This is a genomic window from Stenotrophomonas indicatrix, assembly GCF_002750975.1.
Classification (GTDB): domain Bacteria; phylum Pseudomonadota; class Gammaproteobacteria; order Xanthomonadales; family Xanthomonadaceae; genus Stenotrophomonas; species Stenotrophomonas indicatrix.
The window spans coordinates 3,335,030-3,353,929 of the sequence record NZ_PEJS01000001.1; the positions used below are offsets into that span (position 1 = coordinate 3,335,030).

Genomic DNA, 18,900 nt, shown 5'->3' on the forward strand with positions numbered 1-18,900 from the left:
ACCTCAGTAGCCCGCCGCCTGCCCATCCTTGCGGCTCTCCGACGCGCCGTAATACACGCCCGTTTCCGGATCACGCAGGATCGCCTGATAACCACCATACGGACCATCGGCGAACACCACCCGGTGCCCCTTGCGCATCAGCGCCCGCACCGTCTCGTACGGGAACCCGGTTTCCAGATTGACCTCGCCACCATCAGTCATCGCCGTCGCCTGCCCGGTCGGTTCGGTCGATCCCTCATGCTGGATGCGGGGTGCATCACCGGCCTCCTGCAGGTTCATGCCGAAGTCCACCAGGTTCATCACGATCTGTGCGTGCCCCTGCGGCTGCATCGCACCGCCCATCACGCCGAAACTTGCATAAGGCTTGCCGCCCTTGGTGATGAAGGCCGGAATGATGGTCTGGAAGGGACGCTTGCCCGGTGCGTAACCGTTGGGATGGTTCTTCTGCAGCACGAACATCTCGCCGCGATCCTGCAGGATGAAGCCCAGCCCCGGCGGGGCCATGCCGCTGCCCATGCCGCGGTAGTTGGACTGGATCAGTGACACCATCATGCCGTCGGCATCGGCCACGGTCATGTAGATCGTGTCGCCCTCTTCCAGCTGCTTGGGCGTGCCCGGCTGCACTTCCTTCAGCGCCTTGTCCATCGAAATCAGCGCGCGACGCTGCGCTGCGTACTCCTTGGAAATCAGCTTCTGTACCGGCGCGGGCTGGAACGCCATGTCCGCGTAGAAGCGCGCACGATCGGCGAAGGCCAGCTTCTTGGCTTCCACGAACAGATGCACGTGCTCGGGTGAGCCGAACGGAATCTTCGAGAAGTCGTAGCCTTCCAGTACGTTGAGGATCTGCAGCGCGGCGATGCCCTGGCTGTTGGGCGGCAGCTCCCACACGTCGTAGCCGCGGTAGTTGCTGCTGACCGGCTCGACCCACTCGCCATGATGGTCGGCCATGTCCTGGTAGCTCAGGTAGCCGCCGTTCTTCTTGAAGTAATCGCCGATGGTGTGGGCGATGTCGCCCTTGTAGAAGGCATCACGGCCGCCGTCGGCAATCTTCTGCAGGGTGTCGGCAAGGTTGGGGTTCTTCCACATCTCGCCCTTGCGCGGCGCGTGGCCATCGATCGTGAACTGTTCCTTGAAACCCGGATACTGCGACAGCTTCGGCACCGAGCGATCCCAGTAATAGGCAATCACTTCGGCAACGGGATGACCGTCGCGCGCGTAGCGGATGGCCGGGGCCAGGTTGTCGGCCATCGGCTTGCGGCCGAAGCGCTCGTGCAGCGCGAACCAGCCATCAACCGCGCCCGGCACCGATACCGGCAGCGGGCCGGTCGCGGGGATCTCCTTCAGGCCACGACGCTGGAACTCGGCCAGGGTGAGTGACTTCGGCGAACGGCCCGAGCCGTTGTAGCCGTAGAGCTTCTGCGTCTTCGGGTCCCACACGATGGCGAACAGGTCGCCGCCGACGCCATTGCCAGTCGGCTCCATCAACCCCAGCGCTGCGTTGGCCGCAATGGCGGCATCGACGGCCGAGCCACCGGCCTTCATCACGTCCAGTGCGATCTGGGTAGCCAGCGGCTGCGAGGTGGCGGCCATCGCATGCGGGGCGATCACCTCCGAACGCGTGGCGAAGGTGTGGCCGGTAATGCGGTCGGCGGCCTGGGACAGCATGGGCACGGCAGCCAGCACGGCAGCTGCCAGCAGGGAACGGGCAAGACGTCGGGACACGGTCAGGTTCCGAGGGAAGGGGTGGTGACCCGATCTTCGCCGCTACCGCGGCCGGGAGCCATCGGGCATAGGTCATGGGGCGCCTCATGGAGCCACGGGCGCCATTGCCACGAACGCATCGCAATCGCGCGGAACCTCCCGCGGCACACGGGGCGCTGCACGACCCGGCGAGCGCAGCTGGTATCGCCGGAATCCGCGCAAAAAACCCGTTGAAAAGAGTGAATTCGGGTTCACCGAAACACTTTCAGCAGCAACCATCCTTGTGCCACAAGCGATTGCACTGCATGCAGCGGAAACTGACGGAAATAGTGCTGCGAGGGTTGACACAGCGGAAATGGCTGTGGTTTTCTCGATCACATGTTGCATCACAACACACCACCGCGAACCCACATCGAAGCCGCCGATACCGGCGCCGCCTCGCTGCGTTCGATTCTTGTGCTCGTACTTATTACCCAACCAACAGGTGCGGGACGAGCCAGCGTGTAAGCAACAAACACACCGGAACTCTTCAAAAACCCGCACCCGCCCAGGTGCGGGTTTTTTCATTTCAGGACCTGGTTTCAGACGCAACCACCATGACCACCGCCTCCTCCACAACCTGGACCCGCTGCACCACGAACTCTCGTGGTGGCAGTACCTGTGCGATGCGCGGCGCTGCCCTCCCCGCTTTTCCCTGACCGGCCGGTACGTCGCTTCGACTGCCGGCCGTCTTTTTTCTTCCCACCCGCAAGGAACCTCCCCCATGAGCACCAACGAACTGCCCCAGACCAAGATCGCCGTCATCGGCTACGGCAGCCAGGGCCGCGCGCACGCGCTGAACCTGCGTGAATCCGGCTTCGATGTGGTGGTAGGCCTGCGTCCGGGCGGCCCCACCGAGGTCAAGGCACAGGCCGATGGCTTCACCGTGAAGGCACCGGCCGATGCGGTGAAGGATGCCGACCTGGTCGCGGTGCTGACCCCGGACATGGTGCAGAAGAAGCTGTACGAGGACGTGCTGGCGTCGAACATGAAGCAGGGCGCGGTGCTGCTGTTCGCGCATGGTCTGAACGTGCACTTCGACATGATCAAGCCGCGCGAAGACCTGGACGTCGTGCTGGTCGCACCGAAGGGCCCGGGTGCACTGGTCCGTCGCGAATATGAAATCGGCCGCGGTGTGCCATGCATCTGGGCGGTCTACCAGGACAAGAGCGGCAAGGCCGCCGAGTACGCGCTCGCCTATGCGGCCGGCCTGGGTGGTGCGCGCGCCAACCTGATCCAGACCACCTTCAAGGAAGAAACCGAAACCGATCTGTTCGGCGAGCAGGCAGTGCTGTGCGGCGGCGCTTCGGCACTGGTGCAGGCGGGCTTCGAGACGCTGGTCGAAGCCGGTTACCAGCCGGAAATCGCCTACTACGAAGTGCTGCACGAACTGAAGCTGATCGTCGACCTGTTCTACGAAGGCGGCATCTCGCGGATGCTGGAGTTCATCTCCGAGACCGCGCAGTACGGCGACTACGTCAGCGGCCCGCGGGTGATCGACGCCGGTACCAAGGCGCGCATGAAGGAAGTGCTGAAGGACATCCAGGACGGTACCTTCACCAAGAACTGGGTGGCCGAGTACGAAGCGGGCCTGCCGAACTACAACAAGTTCAAGCAGGCCGACCTGGAGCACCCGATCGAGAAGGTAGGCAAGGAACTGCGCGCCAAGATGGTCTGGTTGCAAGGTCAAGCCGCGTAACAACGCGGCACCCCCACCCGCTCTGCAAGGTTCCCCCATGAACTCTCCCACACACCGCAGCGCGCCGCCCAACGGCGCGCGCTGGCTGACCCAGGCGCTGGAGGCCGAGGGTGTCCGTACGCTGTTCGGCTATCCGGGCGGCACCATCATGCCGTTCTACGACGCGCTGGTGGATTCGTCGCTGAAGCACATCCTGGTGCGCCATGAGCAGGGCGCGGCACTGGCCGCCAACGGCTTTGCGCGCGCCAGTGGCCAGGTCGGCGTCTGCGTGGCGACCTCCGGTCCGGGCGCGTCGAACCTGGTCACCGGCATCGCCGATGCGATGCTCGATTCGGTGCCGATGGTCTGCATCACCGGCCAGGTCGCCACGCCGCTGCTGGGCACCGATGCGTTCCAGGAACTGGACGTGTTCGGCCTGACGATGCCGATCGTCAAGCACAGCTGGCTGGTGCGCAGCGTCGATGACCTGCCGCGCGTGGTGGCCGATGCTTTCCGCATCGCCCGCGAAGGCCGTCCCGGCCCGGTGCTGATCGATCTGCCCAAGGACGTGCAGCTGGCCGATGCCAGCCACCTGCCGGCGCATGTGCCGGCCAATGTGGAACCGCCGCCGGCCCCGGCCGACGCGGCCATCGCCGAGGCCATCGCGGCTCTGGCGGCGGCCGAGAAGCCGGTGGTCTACGCCGGTGGTGGCATCGCCCTGGGCGATGCCGTGCAGGACCTGCGCGAATTCGTCGAAGCCAGCGCCATCCCCACCGTGATGACCCTGCGTGGGCTGGGCGCGCTGCCTCCCCAGCACCCGCAGTCGCTGGGCATGCTGGGCATGCACGGCACCCGCGCGGCGAACATGGCCGTGCAGGAAAGCGATCTGCTGCTGGTGCTGGGTGCGCGCTTCGATGATCGGGCGACCGGCAAGCTGGCCGAGTTCGCACCGTTTGCCCGCGTGGTGCACATCGATGCCGATGCGTACGAGATCTCCAAGCTGCGCAGCGCTGATGTCGCCGTGCCCGGCAACGTCGGCCACGCCATCCGCGCCCTGCGTGCGGCCTTCCCCTCCCCCAAGGCCCACCAGGACGCATGGCGCAAGCGCTGCGCCCAGCATCGCGATCGCTTCGCCGCGCGCTACGACGCACCCGGCCAGCACATCTACGCCCCGGCGCTGCTGAAGCGCCTGAGCGAACTGGCGCCGGCCGATACGGTGGTCGCCTGCGACGTCGGCCAGCACCAGATGTGGGTTGCGCAGCACTGCCGCTTCACTCATCCGCGCAACCACCTGACCAGCGGTGCACTGGGCACGATGGGCTTCGGCCTGCCGGCGGCGATGGGCGCGCAGTTCGCCTGCCCCGAGCGCACGGTGGTGCTGGTCTCCGGCGATGGCAGCTTCATGATGAACGTGCAGGAGCTGGCGACCATCGCCCGCTGCCGCCTGCCGGTGAAGATCATCCTGCTGGACAACAGTTCGCTGGGCATGGTGCGGCAGTGGCAGGAACTGTTCTTTGCCGAGCGTTACAGCGAGATCGACCTGTCCGACAACCCGGACTTCGTCGCCCTGGCCAAGGTGTTCGGCATCGCGGCCACGCGCATCGACGCACGTGATGACGTCGAAGGTGGCCTGGCCGCGCTGCTGGCCGAACCCGGCCCGGCCCTGCTGCACGTGGCCATCGATGCACGCGCGAACGTGTGGCCGCTGGTACCGCCCAATACCGCCAACAGCACCATGCTGGAAAGCAACCCTGCACATGCACGCCAGGAGATCCCCAATGCAATACCGGCTTGACCTGGTGCTGCAACCGGCCGAGGGCGCGCTGCTGCGCGTGATCGGCATGGCCGAACGCCGCGGTTTCGCGCCGCGCGCGATCACCGGTGCGCCGATGGCCGCCGATGATGGCCGTTGGCACCTGCAACTGGTGGTGGACAGCCAGCGCCCGCCGGAAACGCTGTGCCGGCAGATGGAAAAGATCTACGACTGCGTTTCGGTGCAGATGACCGCACTGGAAGGAGCATCCGCATGAACGCCCGTACCGTATGCAACACGGTGCCGGTACGGAGGCGTCTTCTTCGCCGCCCGTGCCCGCATGCGGTGGTCGGCAACACCCTGCTGGTGGCCCATGCCGGCCGCTGACGCCAGCAAGGAAAGCGATGTCGGCGACGTAACCGTTGCCGACGTACTGGCTGCGCAGGCCCGCCTGCGCCGCTTCCTGCCGCCCACGCCGCTGCATCATGCCGAGCGCTTCGGCACCTGGCTGAAGCTGGAAAACCTGCAGCGCACCGGCTCGTACAAGGTGCGCGGCGCGCTCAATGCCCTGCTGGCCGCCCGCGAACGTGGCGATACCCGGCCGGTGATCTGCGCCTCGGCCGGCAACCATGCCCAGGGCGTGGCCTGGGCCGCCTATCGCCTGGATGTGCCGGCCATCACCGTGATGCCGCATGGCGCACCGGCCACCAAGATCGCTGGCGTCGCCCATTGGGGTGCAACGGTGCGCCAGCACGGCAACAGCTATGACGAGGCCTATGCGTTCGCCGTCGAACTGGCGCAGCGTCATGGCTACCGCTTCCTGTCCGCCTTCGATGATGCCGATGTCATCGCCGGCCAGGGCACCGTCGGCATCGAGCTGGCCGCACACGCGCCGGACGTGGTGATCGTACCGATCGGCGGTGGCGGCCTGGCATCCGGCGTAGCCCTGGCGCTGAAGTCGCAGGGCGTGCGCATCGTCGGCGCGCAGGTCGAGGGAGTCGATTCGATGGCCCGCGCGATCCGCGGCGACGTGCGCGAGATCAATCCTGTGCCGTCGCTGGCCGATGGCGTGCGGGTGAAGATCCCCGGTTTCCTGACCCGTCGCCTGTGTACCTCGCTGCTGGACGATGTGGTGATCGTGCGCGAAGCCGAGCTGCGCGAGACCCTGGTGCGGCTGGCACTGGAAGAACACATCATCGCCGAAGGCGCCGGTGCGCTGGCACTGGCCGCCGGCCGTCGCGTCGCCGGGCGCCGCAAGTGCGCGGTCGTCTCCGGTGGCAACATCGACGCCGGCGTGCTCGCCGGCCTGCTCACCGACATCCGCCCACGCCCGCCACGCAAGCCGCGCCGACGCCGGGCAGAAACCCCGCGCTCGCCCGGCAAGGCGACCGCCACCGCTTTTCCCACGCCTTCCCCTTCCCCCCTGCAAGCCGTCGCACCCGCTGTCGAGGAGATTTCCCTGTGACCACCATCGAACGAATTACCACCCCGCGCATCCGCATCTTCGACACCACCCTGCGTGACGGCGAGCAGTCCCCCGGCTGCAGCATGAGCCCGCCGCAGAAGCTGGTGATGGCGCGTGCGCTGGACGAACTGGGCGTGGACATCATCGAGACCGGCTTCCCGGCCAGCTCGCAGTCCGACCGCGAAGCGATGGCCCTGATCGGCCGCGAACTGCGCCGCCCGAGCCTGAGCCTGGCGGTGCTGTCGCGCTGCCTGCAGGCCGACATCGAAACCTCGGCGCGTGCGCTGGAAGCCGCTGCCAACCCGCGCCTGCATGTATTCCTGTCGACCAGCCCGCTGCACCGTGAGCACAAGCTGCGGATGACCCGCGAGCAGGTACTGGAATCGGTACGCAGGCACGTAGCGCTGGCCCGCTCCTACATCGATGACGTGGAGTTCTCCGCCGAGGACGCCACCCGCACCGAACTGGACTACCTGATCGAGGTCTCGCGCGTGGCGATCGCTGCCGGCGCCACCACCATCAACCTGCCCGACACCGTCGGCTTCACCACGCCGGAAGAGATCCGCACGATGTTCCAGCAGGTCATCGCTGGCGTCGCCGATGTGCCGAACGCAGCCAACGTGATCTTCAGCGCCCACTGCCACAACGACCTGGGCCTGGCCGTGGCCAACTCGCTGGCCGCCATCGAAGGCGGCGCGCGCCAGGTCGAATGCACCGTCAACGGCATCGGTGAGCGCGCCGGCAACTGCTCGCTGGAAGAGATCGCGATGGTGCTGAAGGTGCGCCAGGCTTTCTACGAGCAGGACACCGCCATCGACACCCCGCGCATCGTCGGCACCTCGCAGCTGCTGCAGCGCCTGGTCGGCATGCCGGTACAGCGCAACAAGGCCATCGTGGGTGCCAATGCCTTCGCCCATGAGTCGGGCATCCATCAGCACGGCATGCTGCGTCACCGCGGCACCTACGAAATCATGCGTCCGGAAGACGTGGGCTGGGAAGATTCGCAGATGGTGCTGGGCCGCCACAGTGGCCGCGCTGCCGTCGAAGCACGCCTGCGCGCACTGGGCTTCTGGCTGGAAGAAGACGAGCTGAAGCTGGTGTTCGAGCAGTTCAAGGGACTGTGCGAGCAGCAGCGTGTTGTCACCGATGCCGACCTGCAGACGCTGATGCAGGGCGGTTCCAATGCCCAGGGCTACCGTCTGGCTTCGATGACCATCAGCGATGTCGGCAGCCGCGCCAACGCGCTGGTCGAATTGTCCGACCCGGACGGCAACCGCGTGGCCGAGACCGCGCAGGGCGACGGCCCCGTCGATGCGCTGTTCGGCGCGTTGTCGGCCGCCACCGGCGTGCAGCTGATGCTGGACAGCTACCACGTGCACAGCGTCGGCATCGGCGCCGACGCGCGTGGCGAGGCCAACCTGAGCGTGCGCCACGAGGGCGTGGAGTACGACGGCACCGGTACCAGCAAGGACATCATCGAAGCGTCCGCGCTGGCCTGGCTGGACGTGGCCAACCGCCTGCTGCGCCAGCGCCAGGCCAACGCCGGCATCAGTGCTGAATCACCTGCCACCGCCACTGCCTGAGGAATGTGAGATGAGCGCCTTCGACACCGCAACCACCACCAGCAGCGCTGGCCAGCAGTGGAATGCCCAGGACTATGCGATCGATGCCGGCTTCGTGCCGCGCCTCGGTGGCGCCGTAGCGCGCCTGCTCGATGCGCGTGCCGGAGAACGCATTCTCGACCTGGGTTGTGGCGATGGCCTGCTCACCACCGAGCTGGCCCTCAGCGGCGCACATATGCAGGGCGTCGATGCCTCGCCGGAAATGGTGATCGCCGCGCGTGCGCGGGGCGTCGATGCGCAGGTGATGGACGGCCACGCGCTGGCCTTCGATGGTGCGTTCGATGCGGTGTTCAGCAACGCAGCCCTGCATTGGATGCCCGACCCGGATCGCGTGCTGGAGGGCGTGCGCCGCGCCCTGCGCCCCGGCGGGCGCTTGGTCGCCGAGTTCGGCGGCCATGGCAACGTGGCCACGATCACTGCCGCCGTGCAGGCCGCACGCGTCGCCCATGGCCATGGTGCCAGCACATTCCAGTGGTACTTCCCCACTGCCGATGCCTACGCAGACCGCCTGCGCCAGCATGGCTTCCAGGTGCAGCTGATCGAATGCCTGCCGCGACCGACCGCGCTGCCGACCGGCGTTGCCGGCTGGCTGCGGGTATTCGCCGCTCCACTGCTGGACGACCTGCCGGCCGAGGCGCGCGCCACGGTGCGCGATGCCGCCACGGCCCTGCTGGCCGACCTGCCGCGCAATGCCGCCTGCCAGCCGCTGGCCGACTACGTGCGCCTGCGCGTGCTCGCGCGGCGCCGCTGACCTGCTCCTGTTACTTTCTCTTCGATGCCCGTTACTCCGTACTCCTGCCAGGCAAACGCATGACTTCCGCACCCCGCACCCTGTACGACAAACTGTGGGACGCCCACGTGGTGGTTCCAGAAACCGACAGCGCGCCCGCCGTGCTGTATATCGACCTCCACCTGATCCATGAAGTGACCTCGCCGCAGGCTTTCACCGAGCTGCGCGAGCGTGGCCTGAAGCCGCGCCGTCCGGATCGGACCAAGGCCACGATGGATCATTCAACGCCGACCCTGCCGGCCGCTGCCGACGGTACGCTGCCCTACGCCAGTGCCGCCTCCGAAGCACAGGTCGCGATGCTGGCGCGCAACTGCGCCGAGCACGGCATCGAACTGTTCGACATGGCCTCGGACAACCGCGGCATCGTCCACGTGATCGCACCGGAACAGGGCTTCACCCAGCCGGGCATGACCATCGTCTGCGGCGACAGCCACACCTCCACCCACGGCGCATTCGGGTCGCTGGCCTTCGGCATCGGCACCAGCGAAGTCGGCCATGTGCTGGCCACGCAGTGCCTGCTGCAGCGCAAGGCGAAGACGCTGGCGATCACCGTCGATGGCAAGGTCGCGCCGGGTATCGGCGCCAAGGACGTGGTCCTGCACATCATCGGCGTGATCGGCGTCAATGGTGGCACCGGGCACGTGATCGAGTTCCGCGGCAGCACCATCGAAGCGATGGACATGGAACAGCGCATGACCCTGTGCAACATGTCGATCGAAGCCGGAGCACGCGCCGGCATGGTCGCTCCCGACCAGGTGACATTCGACTTCGTCGCCAATACGCCGCGTGGCCCCAAGGGCGCCGACTTCGACGCTGCCGTTGCCCGCTGGACGCAGCTGCGCAGCGATGAAGGCGCGCGCTTCGACAGCGAGGTGCACATCGATGCCGCCGATATCCGCCCGACCCTGACCTGGGGTACCCACCCCGGCACCGCCATCGCGGTGGATGCGCCGATCCCGGCGGCCAACGATGCCGCCGCGCAGAAGGGCCTGGATTACATGCACTTCCAGGCGGGACAGACGCTGGCCGGCACGCCCGTGGACGTGGTGTTCGTCGGCTCCTGCACCAATGGCCGGCTGAGCGACATGCGCGAAGTGGCACAGGTGCTGCGTGGCCGTCGCATCGCCGAGCGCGTGCGCATGCTGGTGGTGCCTGGTTCTGAAATCGTCAAGCGCCAGGCCGAGGCCGAAGGCATCCATGAGATCGTGCGCGCGGCCGGTGCCGAATGGCGCGAGCCGGGCTGTTCGATGTGCATTGCCATGAATGGCGACCTGGTCGCCCCCGGCCAACTGGCGGTCAGCACCAGCAACCGCAACTTCGAAGGCCGCCAGGGCCCGGGCTCGCGCACGCTGCTGGCCTCGCCGATGAGTGCTGCCTGGGCCGCGGTGCAGGGCCACGTCGCCGATGCCCGTGAGCTGTTCGCCCAGGAGGTGGCCTGATGAGCGGCTTCCGCACCCTGAGCTCGGCCAGCGTGGTGCTGCGCCAGACCAACATCGACACCGACCAGATCATTCCGGCGCGGTTCCTGTCCACCACCGAACGTGCTGGCCTGGGCCGCAATGCGTTCAACGACTGGCGCTGGCAGGCCGATGGCTCGCCCGTGGCGGACTTCGCCTTCAACCAACCGCACAACGCCGGCCGCAGCATCCTGCTGGCCGGGCGCAACTTCGGCTGCGGCTCATCGCGCGAGCATGCGCCGTGGGCACTGACCGATCTCGGCCTGCGTGCCATCGTCAGCAGCGAGATCGCCGACATCTTCCGCGGCAATTCGCTGAAGAACGGCCTGCTGCCGATCGTACTGGACGAGGCCGACGTGCAGCTGCTGATGCAGCGCCCTGACGATGAGCTGACCATCGACGTTGCGGCGCGCGAGCTGCGCACGCCCGATGGCCGCGTCTACTCCTTCCCGTTGGACGGCTTCTCGCAGACCTGCCTGCTGGAAGGCGTCGATCAACTGGGTTATCTGTTGGGCCGTGTCCCTGAAATCGAACGTTACGAGAGTGAGCATGCACGCTGAAATTGTTGTCCTGCCCGGTGATGGCATCGGCCCGGAAGTGGCCGCCGCCGCGGTCGCCGTTCTGAACACCGTCGCCAAGCGCTTCAACCACACCTTCACCTTCAGCGAGCACGACCTCGGTGGCATCGCCATCGACCGCCACGGCGAACCGCTGCCGGCGTCGACCCTGGCCGCCTGCCAGGCCGCCAACGCTGTGCTGCTGGGCGCCGTGGGCGGGCCGAAGTGGTCCGACCCGAACGCCAAGGTCCGCCCGGAACAGGGCCTGCTGGCGATCCGCAAGGCGCTGGGCCTGTATGCCAACCTGCGTCCGGTGCGCACCCATGAAGCCGCACTGCACGCCTCGCCGATCAAGGCCGAGCTGCTGCAGGGCGTGGACTTCGTCGTGGTGCGCGAACTGACCGGTGGCATCTACTTCGGCGACAAGACCCGCGATACCGACAGCGCCAGCGATCTGTGCCGCTACACCGTGGCCGAGATCGAGCGTGTGCTGCGCAGTGCCTTCCGGCTGGCGCAGCAGCGTCGCGGCAAGGTCACGTCGGTGGACAAGGCCAACGTGCTGGAAACCTCACGCCTGTGGCGTGACGTGGCCGCGCGCATCGGCCGCGAGGAATTCCCGGACGTGGCGCTGGAACACCAGCTGGTCGATTCCATGGCGATGCATCTGCTGGCCAAGCCACGCGAGTACGACGTGATCGTGACCGAGAACATGTTCGGCGACATCCTCACCGATGAGGCTTCGATGCTGGCCGGTTCGCTGGGCCTGCTGCCATCGGCATCGCTGGGCGAGCCGGGTGCGGTGGGCATCTACGAGCCGATCCACGGCTCGGCACCGGACATCGCCGGCAAGGGCATCGCCAACCCGTACGCGACGATCTTCAGCGCGGCGATGCTGCTGCGCCATTCGCTGGGGCTGGAAGACGAAGCAGCAGCAGTGGAAGCGGCAGTGCACGCGGTGCTGGACGATGGCGTTTTCACCGCAGACCTGGCCGCCAAGGGCCACGCGGTGAGCACGGCGACGGCCACCGACGCGGTGCTGGCCAAACTGGGATGAGTGATCGGGGTACCGGACGGCGTCCGGTACCCGTTCTCTCTGCGCATCCCGCACTGACTCACTCAGTGCGGGATGTTCGCGCTCTGCGGATCGCTCGCGGCCGCGCGCATCTGCGAGCTGCTGCATCCGGTCAGGACAGTGCCGTCGTCAGCTCTGGCCACCATGCGTTCATGGATTCGGATGCTGCCTGAAGGCAAGCCGCTGCGCGACGCTTCGCGTTGCCAGACCTGCACGCCGGCCTGCTGGTGAGCAGTTGTCAGACCGGCATCGAGCAACACGCCTGCGACGTTGATTCTGCCAAGGTCTGCAGCGATCAGGCCGGCCGGTGCGGCCAGTACCTTGTCGGTGGTGATTCCCTGGATCTGCAGCGGCGTCTGCAGTTCGATCTGGAAGACCGGAAGTACCGTGCCGTTGATCGCATGCGTGGGTGCCGACACTGCGTGCACCTCTGCCGGCCATTCGCTCTGCGGCTGTTCCATCACCTGCTGCAGCAAGCGCCCGACGCGGCGCAGGGCCGCATCGTCGGCACGGCACTCGATGGCCGCTGTGAGGTCATTGGCATCTGCACGCTGCTGCCGATCCAGTGGCAACGTTCCCTGCGTGCTGGCAACCGCGGCAGTACATCCCAACCGATAGCCGTCGCCATCGCTGCTCACCATGATCGACGCGGCCGACGCGTTGCCATCAACCGGTCGTGCAGTCCACACCCGAAAGGGTTCACGCAGCGTGCTCGACTGCAGCTGCAGGCCATGGCGGGCAACGATGCGATCGCGCGCTGCAGCGTCGATGGCAATGGACAACCCCTGCGCGCCTGCGAAAACGCGCTGGGTCCGGACGCCCTGCACGGTCAACGGCACCGGCATATCGATGACCGTCACCGAAGCAGCGTCGGCGTCTCCGGCCTGCTCGAAATGCCAGTCACGCAGATGCAACGGGCGACCGGCCGGATCGCCGTAGCGTGCCGCCCGCAGGGTGCTGGCGACGGTCTGCCGGGTATCTGCACTGGCACGGCATTCGAGCACGGCGAGCAGGTTCTGCTGGAAGCGCAGGGCCTCGGTCTGAGCCGGCTCTGCATCGGCATGACCGCAGCAGGCAACCAGCATCAGCACGCAAGCGCGGATCGTGCGAGGGAACATGCAGGCTCTCCGGCCCCGGGACAGCCCGCTATTGTGCCCGTGAACGCCCTGATTGGAAGCCAGCAGCATCCACGCATGGCGTGGATGCTGCTGCACGAACCCAAGCCTCGCGTGCCTCTACTTTGTGGTGTAACCGCCATTGACCAGGATGGTCTGCCCGGTCATCCACCAACCGTCGGTCACCAGGAAGCGGATCCACGGCACGATGTCGGCGATGTCGGTCAGACCGGTACGGGTGAATGCCGACAGCGCCGCGGCGGTCTTGTGATACGCCTGCGCATCGGCACTCTCGGCCGGATAGAAGAACGGCGTATCCATCGGCCCGGGGCCGATCGCGGTCACCGAGATTCCACGTTCGCCAAACTCCTTCGATGCCGCGCGGGTGAAGTGTTCCACCGGCGCCTTGGTGCCCGCGTAGCTGGAATAGAACGGCGTGAACGCGCCCAGCAGCGACGTGACCAGCGTGCAGATGCGGCCGCCGTCGTTGACATGGCGTCCTGCCTCCTTGAGGAAGAAGAAGGCCGTCTTCGCATTGACCGCGCTCATCTGGTCGTACTCCGCTTCGCTGATGTCCAGCATCGGCTTCTTCAGAACTTTGCCGACGGTGTTGATGGCGATGTCGGGGCGACCGACGGCGGCGACCGCGTCGGCGAACAGCCGCTCCATCGCAGCGGCCGAGGTCAGATCGGCCTGCAACGCCACGGCCTTGGCACCTGCGGCCTGCACCGCCGCAACGGTCGCCTCGGCATCGGCCTGGGTGGCGGCGCTGTTGTAGTGGATGACGATGGCCTTGGCGCCCTGTTCGGCGAAGTCGCGGGCGATCAGCCCGCCTAGGTTCTTGGCACCGCCGGCGATCAGCACGGTCTTGCCCTGGATACGGTGGTCGGTCATGGCATCGGTCTCGGGAAGAGGCTGCCGGGCTGGCAACCCTGTGCCGACGACGATATCGTGCAGAAATTGCGGATAAAGACCGCAACATTGACTTAACTTTCCAAAGCGGGCGAACAATGGACCGGATCGAGCGTTTCCGCATCTTTGCCCGGGTGGTGGAGTGCACCAGCTTCACCCGCGCCGCCGACCAGCTCGGCCTGCCCCGCTCCACCGTCTCGGCGGCCGTGGCGGAACTCGAGCAGCGCCTGGGCACGCGCCTGCTGCAGCGCTCCACCCGCAGGGTCTCCACCACCCACGATGGCGACACGTTCTATGTTCGCTGCCTACGCCTGATTGCCGAGGTGGAAGACGCCGAGTCGCTGTTCCGCCAGGACGACGCACAGCCGAGTGGCCTGTTGAAGATCGATGTACCCAGCCGGATCGGCCGCCGCGTCATCGCCCCCGCGCTGCCGGACTTCTTCGCACGGCACCCCCAGGTCGAGCTGGACCTGGGCATGACCGATCGCGCGGTGAATCTGATCGAGGACGGCTGCGATGCGGTGCTGAGGGTGGGGCAGCTGGGTGACTCCAGTCTGGTGGCCCGCACACTGGGCCAGCTGGACTTCGTCAACGTTGCCGCGCCAGCGTACCTGCACGCGCACGGCGTACCGCAGCACCCCACCGACCTGCAGCAGCACCGCGCGGTGAACTATGCGTCGCCTACCACGGCGCGGGTGGAGCCGTGGGAATGGCAGGACGGCGCGCAGCTGCGCACGCTGCCGATGCCCGGCTGGGTGCGGGTGAACAGCGCCGAGGCGTCGATTGCCTGCTGCGTAGCAGGGCTGGGACTGCTGCAGATTCCACGCTACGACGTGCAGGCCGAACTGCAAACCGGTGCACTGGTGGAAGTGATGCCCCAGCACGCGGCGCAGCCGCTGCCGGTGACCCTGTTGCTGCCGCACCGGCAGCATCGCGCGCAGCGTGTGCAGGTGTTCCTGGATTGGCTGGTGCCGCTGCTGCGTGAGCGGCTGCAGTTGCAGGGGTGATCGGCCGGGCGGCTGCCCGGCGCCCGCCGAGGCAACTGCAACTGCAAAAGCAACTACAAAAGCCGGAGCGGCTCTGGGTTGTTGCTTGGTTGGCGGGGAGGGGGCAGCTGGTGGGACACGCCGCAAGTACGTCCCTGTAGGCTCGGCCACGGCATCCATGCCGTGGACGGTCCCGCCAGCTGCCCCCTCCCCGCCTTCGACAATTTCCCGATGACGGTTGGTGGATCCACGCCGTGCGTGGATGAGGTGTATCGGAAAGCAAGAAGGGGTCGGATCCGTTTTCCAATGGAAAACGGATCCGACCCCAACCATCAGCACGCGGCTGTTGCTGTTGCTTTTCGCTCTTCTTCTTTCTCTTCCTGCGGTGCAGGCCACAGGAAACTGTCAGGGGCCGGTGGGTGGGTAGACTGGGCGGGGGTGTCAGCCGCATGGATGCGGCTGCCAAGCCTACAAGGACGTACTTGCGGCGTCCCCCGAACAGCCCACCCACCCGGCCCGGACAAGCAATCCCGCTTCTGCCCACCACCGCAGAGGGGGCTCAGCCCGGTGGCCGGGAAACCCGGGGTATCACGCCCCGGATTCGTCCGGCTTGACCCGGAACCACGCCGCATACAGCGCCGGCAGGAACACCAGCGTCAGCACCGTGCCCACGATCAAACCGCCCATGATCGAAATCGCCATCGAGCCATAGAAAGCGCTGCGCGACAGCGGGATCATCGCCAGCACCGCCGCCAGCGCAGTCAGCACGATCGGGCGGAAACGCCGCACCGTCGCATCGATGATCGAATGCCAGCGGTCATGCCCGGCATCGATGTCCTGCTGGATCTGGTCGATCAGGATCACCGAGTTGCGCATGATCATGCCCGCCAGCGCGATGGTGCCCAGCAGCGCCACGAAGCCGAACGGCGCGCGGAACAGCAACAGGAACAGCGTCGCGCCGATGATGCCCAGCGGAGCGGTCACCAGCACCATCGCCGCACGCGAGAAGCTGCGCAGCTGCAGCATCAGCAACGTGGCCACCACGATCAGGAACAACGGCATGCCGGCCTTGATCGAGTTCTGCCCGCGAGCCGAATCCTCCACCGAGCCGCCGGTCTCCAGCAGGTAGCCGCTGGGCAGGTCGGCACGGATGCCATCCAGGGTCGGCACGATCTGCTGCACCACGTCCAGCGGCTGCATGCCATCGCTGATGTCGGCACGCACGGTCACCGTCGGCAGGCGATTGCGGTGCCAGATGATGCCGTCCTCGAAGGCGTATTCCAGCCGCGCGACCTGCGACAGCGTCACCGCGGTACCACTGCTGGTCGGAATCGCCAGGCTGCCGAGCAGGTCCAGCTGCGCTCGCTCGTTGTCCGGGCCACGCAGCAGCATCTCGATCTGGCGGTTGCCTTCGCGATAGGTGCTCACGCTCATGCCCGACAACGAGCTGCTGAGGAACTGGCTGACCTGCGCACTGCTGACGCCCAGCGCGCGGGCGCGGTCCTGGTCGATCACCAGCCGCACCACCTTGCTCGGCTCGCTCCAGTCCAGGTTCACGTTCATCACGTGCGGGTTCTCGCGCACCTTGGCCTCGACCTGGCGCGCGATCGCCTGCACCTGCGCGATGTGCTCGCCGGACACGCGCATCTGCACCGGATAACCGACCGGCGGCCCGTTCTCCAGGCGCGTCACCCGCATCTGCACATCCGGGAACTGACTGATCACGTCCTTCAGCATCCAGTCGCGGGTCGATTCGCGGGCCTTGGCGTCTTCGGTGAGCACCACGAACTGGGCGAAGTTGGTGGCCGGCAGCTGCTGGTCCAGCGGCAGGTAGAAGCGCGGCGAACCGGTGCCGACGTAGGCCACGTAGTTGCTGATGCCTTCGCGCCCCTTCAGCAGCTTCTCCAGCTTGTCGGCCTGTGCCTGGGTCGCGGCCAGCGACGCACCTTCGGCCAGCTCGATGTCCACCATGAGTTCCGGGCGGGTCGAGTCGGGGAAGAACTGCTGTGGCACGAAGCGGAACAGCATCAGCGAACCGATGAACAGGGCAATGGTCGCAGCGATCACCCACCAGCGATGGCGCAGGCAGGTATCCAGGAACGCCCGGAAGCGCGTGTAGAACGGCCGCTGGTACGGATCATGATCGTGCGCATGCTCCTTCGGTGCGATCCAGCGCGCGAGTGACGGATGCCGGTCGGCCCACTGCAGGCGCTTGGCGCGCCAGCGGCCGGCCAGGCTGTCCGGCTTCGGCAGCTGCGGGTTGAACAGGTCCGGCAGCATCTTGTCACCCAGGTACGGGATGAACAGCACTGCCGCGATCCACGACACCACCAGCGCGATGGTCACCACCTGGAACAGCGAACGGGTGTACTCACCCGTGCTGGATGCCGCCGTGGCGATGGGCAGGAAGCCAGCGGCAGTGATCAGGGTGCCGGTCAACATCGGGAAGGCGGTGGATTCCCAGGCGAAACTGGCCGCGCGCAGGCGGTCGTAGCCCTGCTCCATCTTGGTGGCCATCATCTCCACCGCGATGATCGCATCGTCCACCAGCAGGCCCAGTGCCAGCACCAGTGCACCCAGCGAAATCTTGTGCAGGCCGATATCGAAGTAGTGCATGACGAAGAAGGTCATCGCCAGCACCAGCGGGATGGTCACGCCCACCACCAGGCCGGTACGCAGGCCCAGCGAGAAGAAGCTGACCAGCAGCACGATCACCACCGCTTCGGTGAGCACCTGCACGAACTCGCCCACCGACTCTTCCACCGCATGCGGCTGGTCGGACACCTTGCGCAGCTGCATACCGGCCGGCAGAGTCTTCTGCAGGCGTTCGAACTCGGCATCCAGGGTGGCACCGAGCTTGAGGATGTCACCGCCGTCCTTCATCGCCACCGCCAGGCCGATCGCATCCTGGCCCATGAAGCGCATCTTCGGCGAGGCCGGATCGGCAAAGCCACGCTTGACCTCGGCGATGTCGCCCAGATGCAGCGTGCGTTCGCCGGCCTGGATCGGGAATTTGCGGATGTCCTCGATCGAATCGAACTGACCGGTCACGCGCAGCTGCACGCGGTCGGTCGGGGTTTCGAAGAAGCTGGTGGCGCTGACCGCGTTCTGGTCGGCCAGCGCCTGCTGCACCTGTTGCAGCGATACGCCCAGCGTGGCCAGCTTGGTGTTGGACAGCTCGATCCACACCTTCTCGTCCTGCAGGCCGACCAGGTCGATCTTGCCGACGTCGGGCACGCGCTGCAGCTCCAGCTGGATGCGGTCGGCATAGTCGCGCATCACCGCGTAGTCGAAGCCTTCGCCGGTCAACGCATAGATGTTGCCGAAGGTGTCGCCGAACTCATCGTTGTAGAAGGGCCCGACGATCTCCCTCGGCAGCGTCGCGCGGATATCGCCCACGCGCTTGCGCACCTGGTACCACAGGTCCGGAATCTGCTTGGAGCGCAGGCTGTCGCGCGCCATGAAGATCACCTGCGATTCGCCCGGCCGCGAGTACGAACGGATGAATTCGTACTCGCCGGTGTTCATCAGCGCTTTTTCGATCGGCTCGGTCACCTGCCGCGAGACCTGCTCGGCGGTGGCGCCCGGCCACATCGTGCGTACCACCATCGCCTTGAAGGTGAAGGGCGGATCTTCGGACTGGCCCAGGTGCTTGTACGACCAGGCACCGATGACGGCGAACGCCAGCATCGCGAACAACACCAGCGCACGGTTGCCCAGCGCCCATTCGGAGAGATTGAAGCGGCGCACGGG

At 66.6% G+C, this 18,900-nt stretch carries 14 protein-coding genes; 10 read left to right on the top strand and 4 right to left on the bottom strand.

What is annotated here, in order from left to right:
• Window positions 1-3: 3 nt before the first annotated feature.
• The gene (gene ggt / locus CR918_RS15370; RefSeq protein ID WP_080149926.1) at window positions 4-1,665 is read right to left on the bottom strand and encodes a gamma-glutamyltransferase; all 1,662 of its coding nucleotides are present in this window, start codon (window positions 1,663-1,665) and stop codon (window positions 4-6) included.
• Between the two features lie 799 nt (window positions 1,666-2,464).
• Between ggt and ilvC the strand changes: the two genes are divergently transcribed.
• The 9 genes from ilvC to leuB all read left to right on the top strand — a co-directional run bounded on the left by ilvC (window position 2,465) and on the right by leuB (window position 12,116).
• A complete protein-coding gene (gene ilvC, locus CR918_RS15375; RefSeq protein WP_025874152.1) occupies window positions 2,465-3,439 on the top strand; it encodes a ketol-acid reductoisomerase in 975 nt (324 codons plus the stop codon).
• A gap of 37 nt (window positions 3,440-3,476) precedes the next feature.
• Window positions 3,477-5,213 (top strand): acetolactate synthase 2 catalytic subunit, encoded by a 1,737-nt coding sequence (ilvG, locus tag CR918_RS15380; RefSeq protein ID WP_059065039.1) that lies wholly within the window; start codon window positions 3,477-3,479, stop codon window positions 5,211-5,213.
• On the top strand, window positions 5,197-5,448 hold the full coding sequence (locus CR918_RS15385; RefSeq protein ID WP_099843581.1) for an ACT domain-containing protein: 252 nt from the start codon (window positions 5,197-5,199) through the stop codon (window positions 5,446-5,448). Before ilvG ends, CR918_RS15385 begins: the two co-directional genes overlap by 17 nt.
• A gap of 96 nt (window positions 5,449-5,544) precedes the next feature.
• A complete protein-coding gene (locus CR918_RS15390) occupies window positions 5,545-6,636 on the top strand; it encodes a threonine dehydratase (RefSeq protein WP_025874149.1) in 1,092 nt (363 codons plus the stop codon).
• A complete protein-coding gene (locus tag CR918_RS15395; protein WP_099843582.1) occupies window positions 6,633-8,219 on the top strand; it encodes a 2-isopropylmalate synthase in 1,587 nt (528 codons plus the stop codon). The genes CR918_RS15390 and CR918_RS15395 overlap by 4 nt, the downstream gene beginning before the upstream one ends.
• A gap of 10 nt (window positions 8,220-8,229) precedes the next feature.
• A complete protein-coding gene (locus CR918_RS15400; protein ID WP_099843584.1) occupies window positions 8,230-9,009 on the top strand; it encodes a class I SAM-dependent methyltransferase in 780 nt (259 codons plus the stop codon).
• 59 nt (window positions 9,010-9,068) lie between these two features.
• Window positions 9,069-10,487, top strand: coding sequence for a 3-isopropylmalate dehydratase large subunit (gene leuC / locus CR918_RS15405; RefSeq protein WP_025874146.1), 1,419 nt, complete (start codon window positions 9,069-9,071; stop codon window positions 10,485-10,487).
• A complete protein-coding gene (gene leuD / locus CR918_RS15410) occupies window positions 10,487-11,065 on the top strand; it encodes a 3-isopropylmalate dehydratase small subunit (protein WP_032977269.1) in 579 nt (192 codons plus the stop codon). The genes leuC and leuD overlap by 1 nt, the downstream gene beginning before the upstream one ends.
• Window positions 11,055-12,116, top strand: a complete 1,062-nt coding sequence (gene leuB / locus CR918_RS15415) for a 3-isopropylmalate dehydrogenase (protein WP_099843586.1) — start codon at window positions 11,055-11,057, stop codon at window positions 12,114-12,116. Before leuD ends, leuB begins: the two co-directional genes overlap by 11 nt.
• 62 nt (window positions 12,117-12,178) lie before the next feature.
• Here the strand turns inward: leuB and CR918_RS15420 are convergent, their stop codons facing one another.
• On the bottom strand, window positions 12,179-13,252 hold the full coding sequence (locus tag CR918_RS15420) for a hypothetical protein (protein ID WP_099843588.1): 1,074 nt from the start codon (window positions 13,250-13,252) through the stop codon (window positions 12,179-12,181).
• A gap of 117 nt (window positions 13,253-13,369) precedes the next feature.
• Window positions 13,370-14,143 carry an SDR family oxidoreductase gene (locus CR918_RS15425; protein WP_049465737.1) on the bottom strand — a complete coding sequence of 258 codons (774 nt, stop codon included), beginning with the start codon at window positions 14,141-14,143 and terminating at the stop codon, window positions 13,370-13,372.
• 116 nt (window positions 14,144-14,259) lie between these two features.
• Here CR918_RS15425 and CR918_RS15430 point away from each other — a divergent pair, with 116 nt between their 5' ends.
• On the top strand, window positions 14,260-15,168 hold the full coding sequence (locus CR918_RS15430; RefSeq protein ID WP_099843590.1) for a LysR family transcriptional regulator: 909 nt from the start codon (window positions 14,260-14,262) through the stop codon (window positions 15,166-15,168).
• A gap of 567 nt (window positions 15,169-15,735) precedes the next feature.
• On the opposite strand, the gene CR918_RS15435 is transcribed toward CR918_RS15430, so the two are convergent.
• The gene (locus CR918_RS15435) at window positions 15,736-18,897 is read right to left on the bottom strand and encodes an efflux RND transporter permease subunit (RefSeq protein ID WP_025874140.1); all 3,162 of its coding nucleotides are present in this window, start codon (window positions 18,895-18,897) and stop codon (window positions 15,736-15,738) included.
• Window positions 18,898-18,900: the final 3 nt, after the last annotated feature.

Coding starts and splice junctions, on each gene's coding strand:
- CR918_RS15400 (WP_099843584.1), top strand. CDS start 8,230: ATGAGCGCCTTCGACACCGCAACCACCACCAGCAGCGCTGGCCAGCAG.
- leuC (WP_025874146.1), top strand. CDS start 9,069: ATGACTTCCGCACCCCGCACCCTGTACGACAAACTGTGGGACGCCCAC.
- ilvC (WP_025874152.1), top strand. CDS start 2,465: ATGAGCACCAACGAACTGCCCCAGACCAAGATCGCCGTCATCGGCTAC.
- CR918_RS15420 (WP_099843588.1), bottom strand. CDS start 13,252: ATGTTCCCTCGCACGATCCGCGCTTGCGTGCTGATGCTGGTTGCCTGC.
- ggt (WP_080149926.1), bottom strand. CDS start 1,665: ATGCTGTCCCAGGCCGCCGACCGCATTACCGGCCACACCTTCGCCACG.
- CR918_RS15425 (WP_049465737.1), bottom strand. CDS start 14,143: ATGACCGACCACCGTATCCAGGGCAAGACCGTGCTGATCGCCGGCGGT.
- ilvG (WP_059065039.1), top strand. CDS start 3,477: ATGAACTCTCCCACACACCGCAGCGCGCCGCCCAACGGCGCGCGCTGG.
- CR918_RS15385 (WP_099843581.1), top strand. CDS start 5,197: ATGCAATACCGGCTTGACCTGGTGCTGCAACCGGCCGAGGGCGCGCTG.
- CR918_RS15390 (WP_025874149.1), top strand. CDS start 5,545: ATGCCGGCCGCTGACGCCAGCAAGGAAAGCGATGTCGGCGACGTAACC.
- leuB (WP_099843586.1), top strand. CDS start 11,055: ATGCACGCTGAAATTGTTGTCCTGCCCGGTGATGGCATCGGCCCGGAA.
- leuD (WP_032977269.1), top strand. CDS start 10,487: ATGAGCGGCTTCCGCACCCTGAGCTCGGCCAGCGTGGTGCTGCGCCAG.
- CR918_RS15430 (WP_099843590.1), top strand. CDS start 14,260: ATGGACCGGATCGAGCGTTTCCGCATCTTTGCCCGGGTGGTGGAGTGC.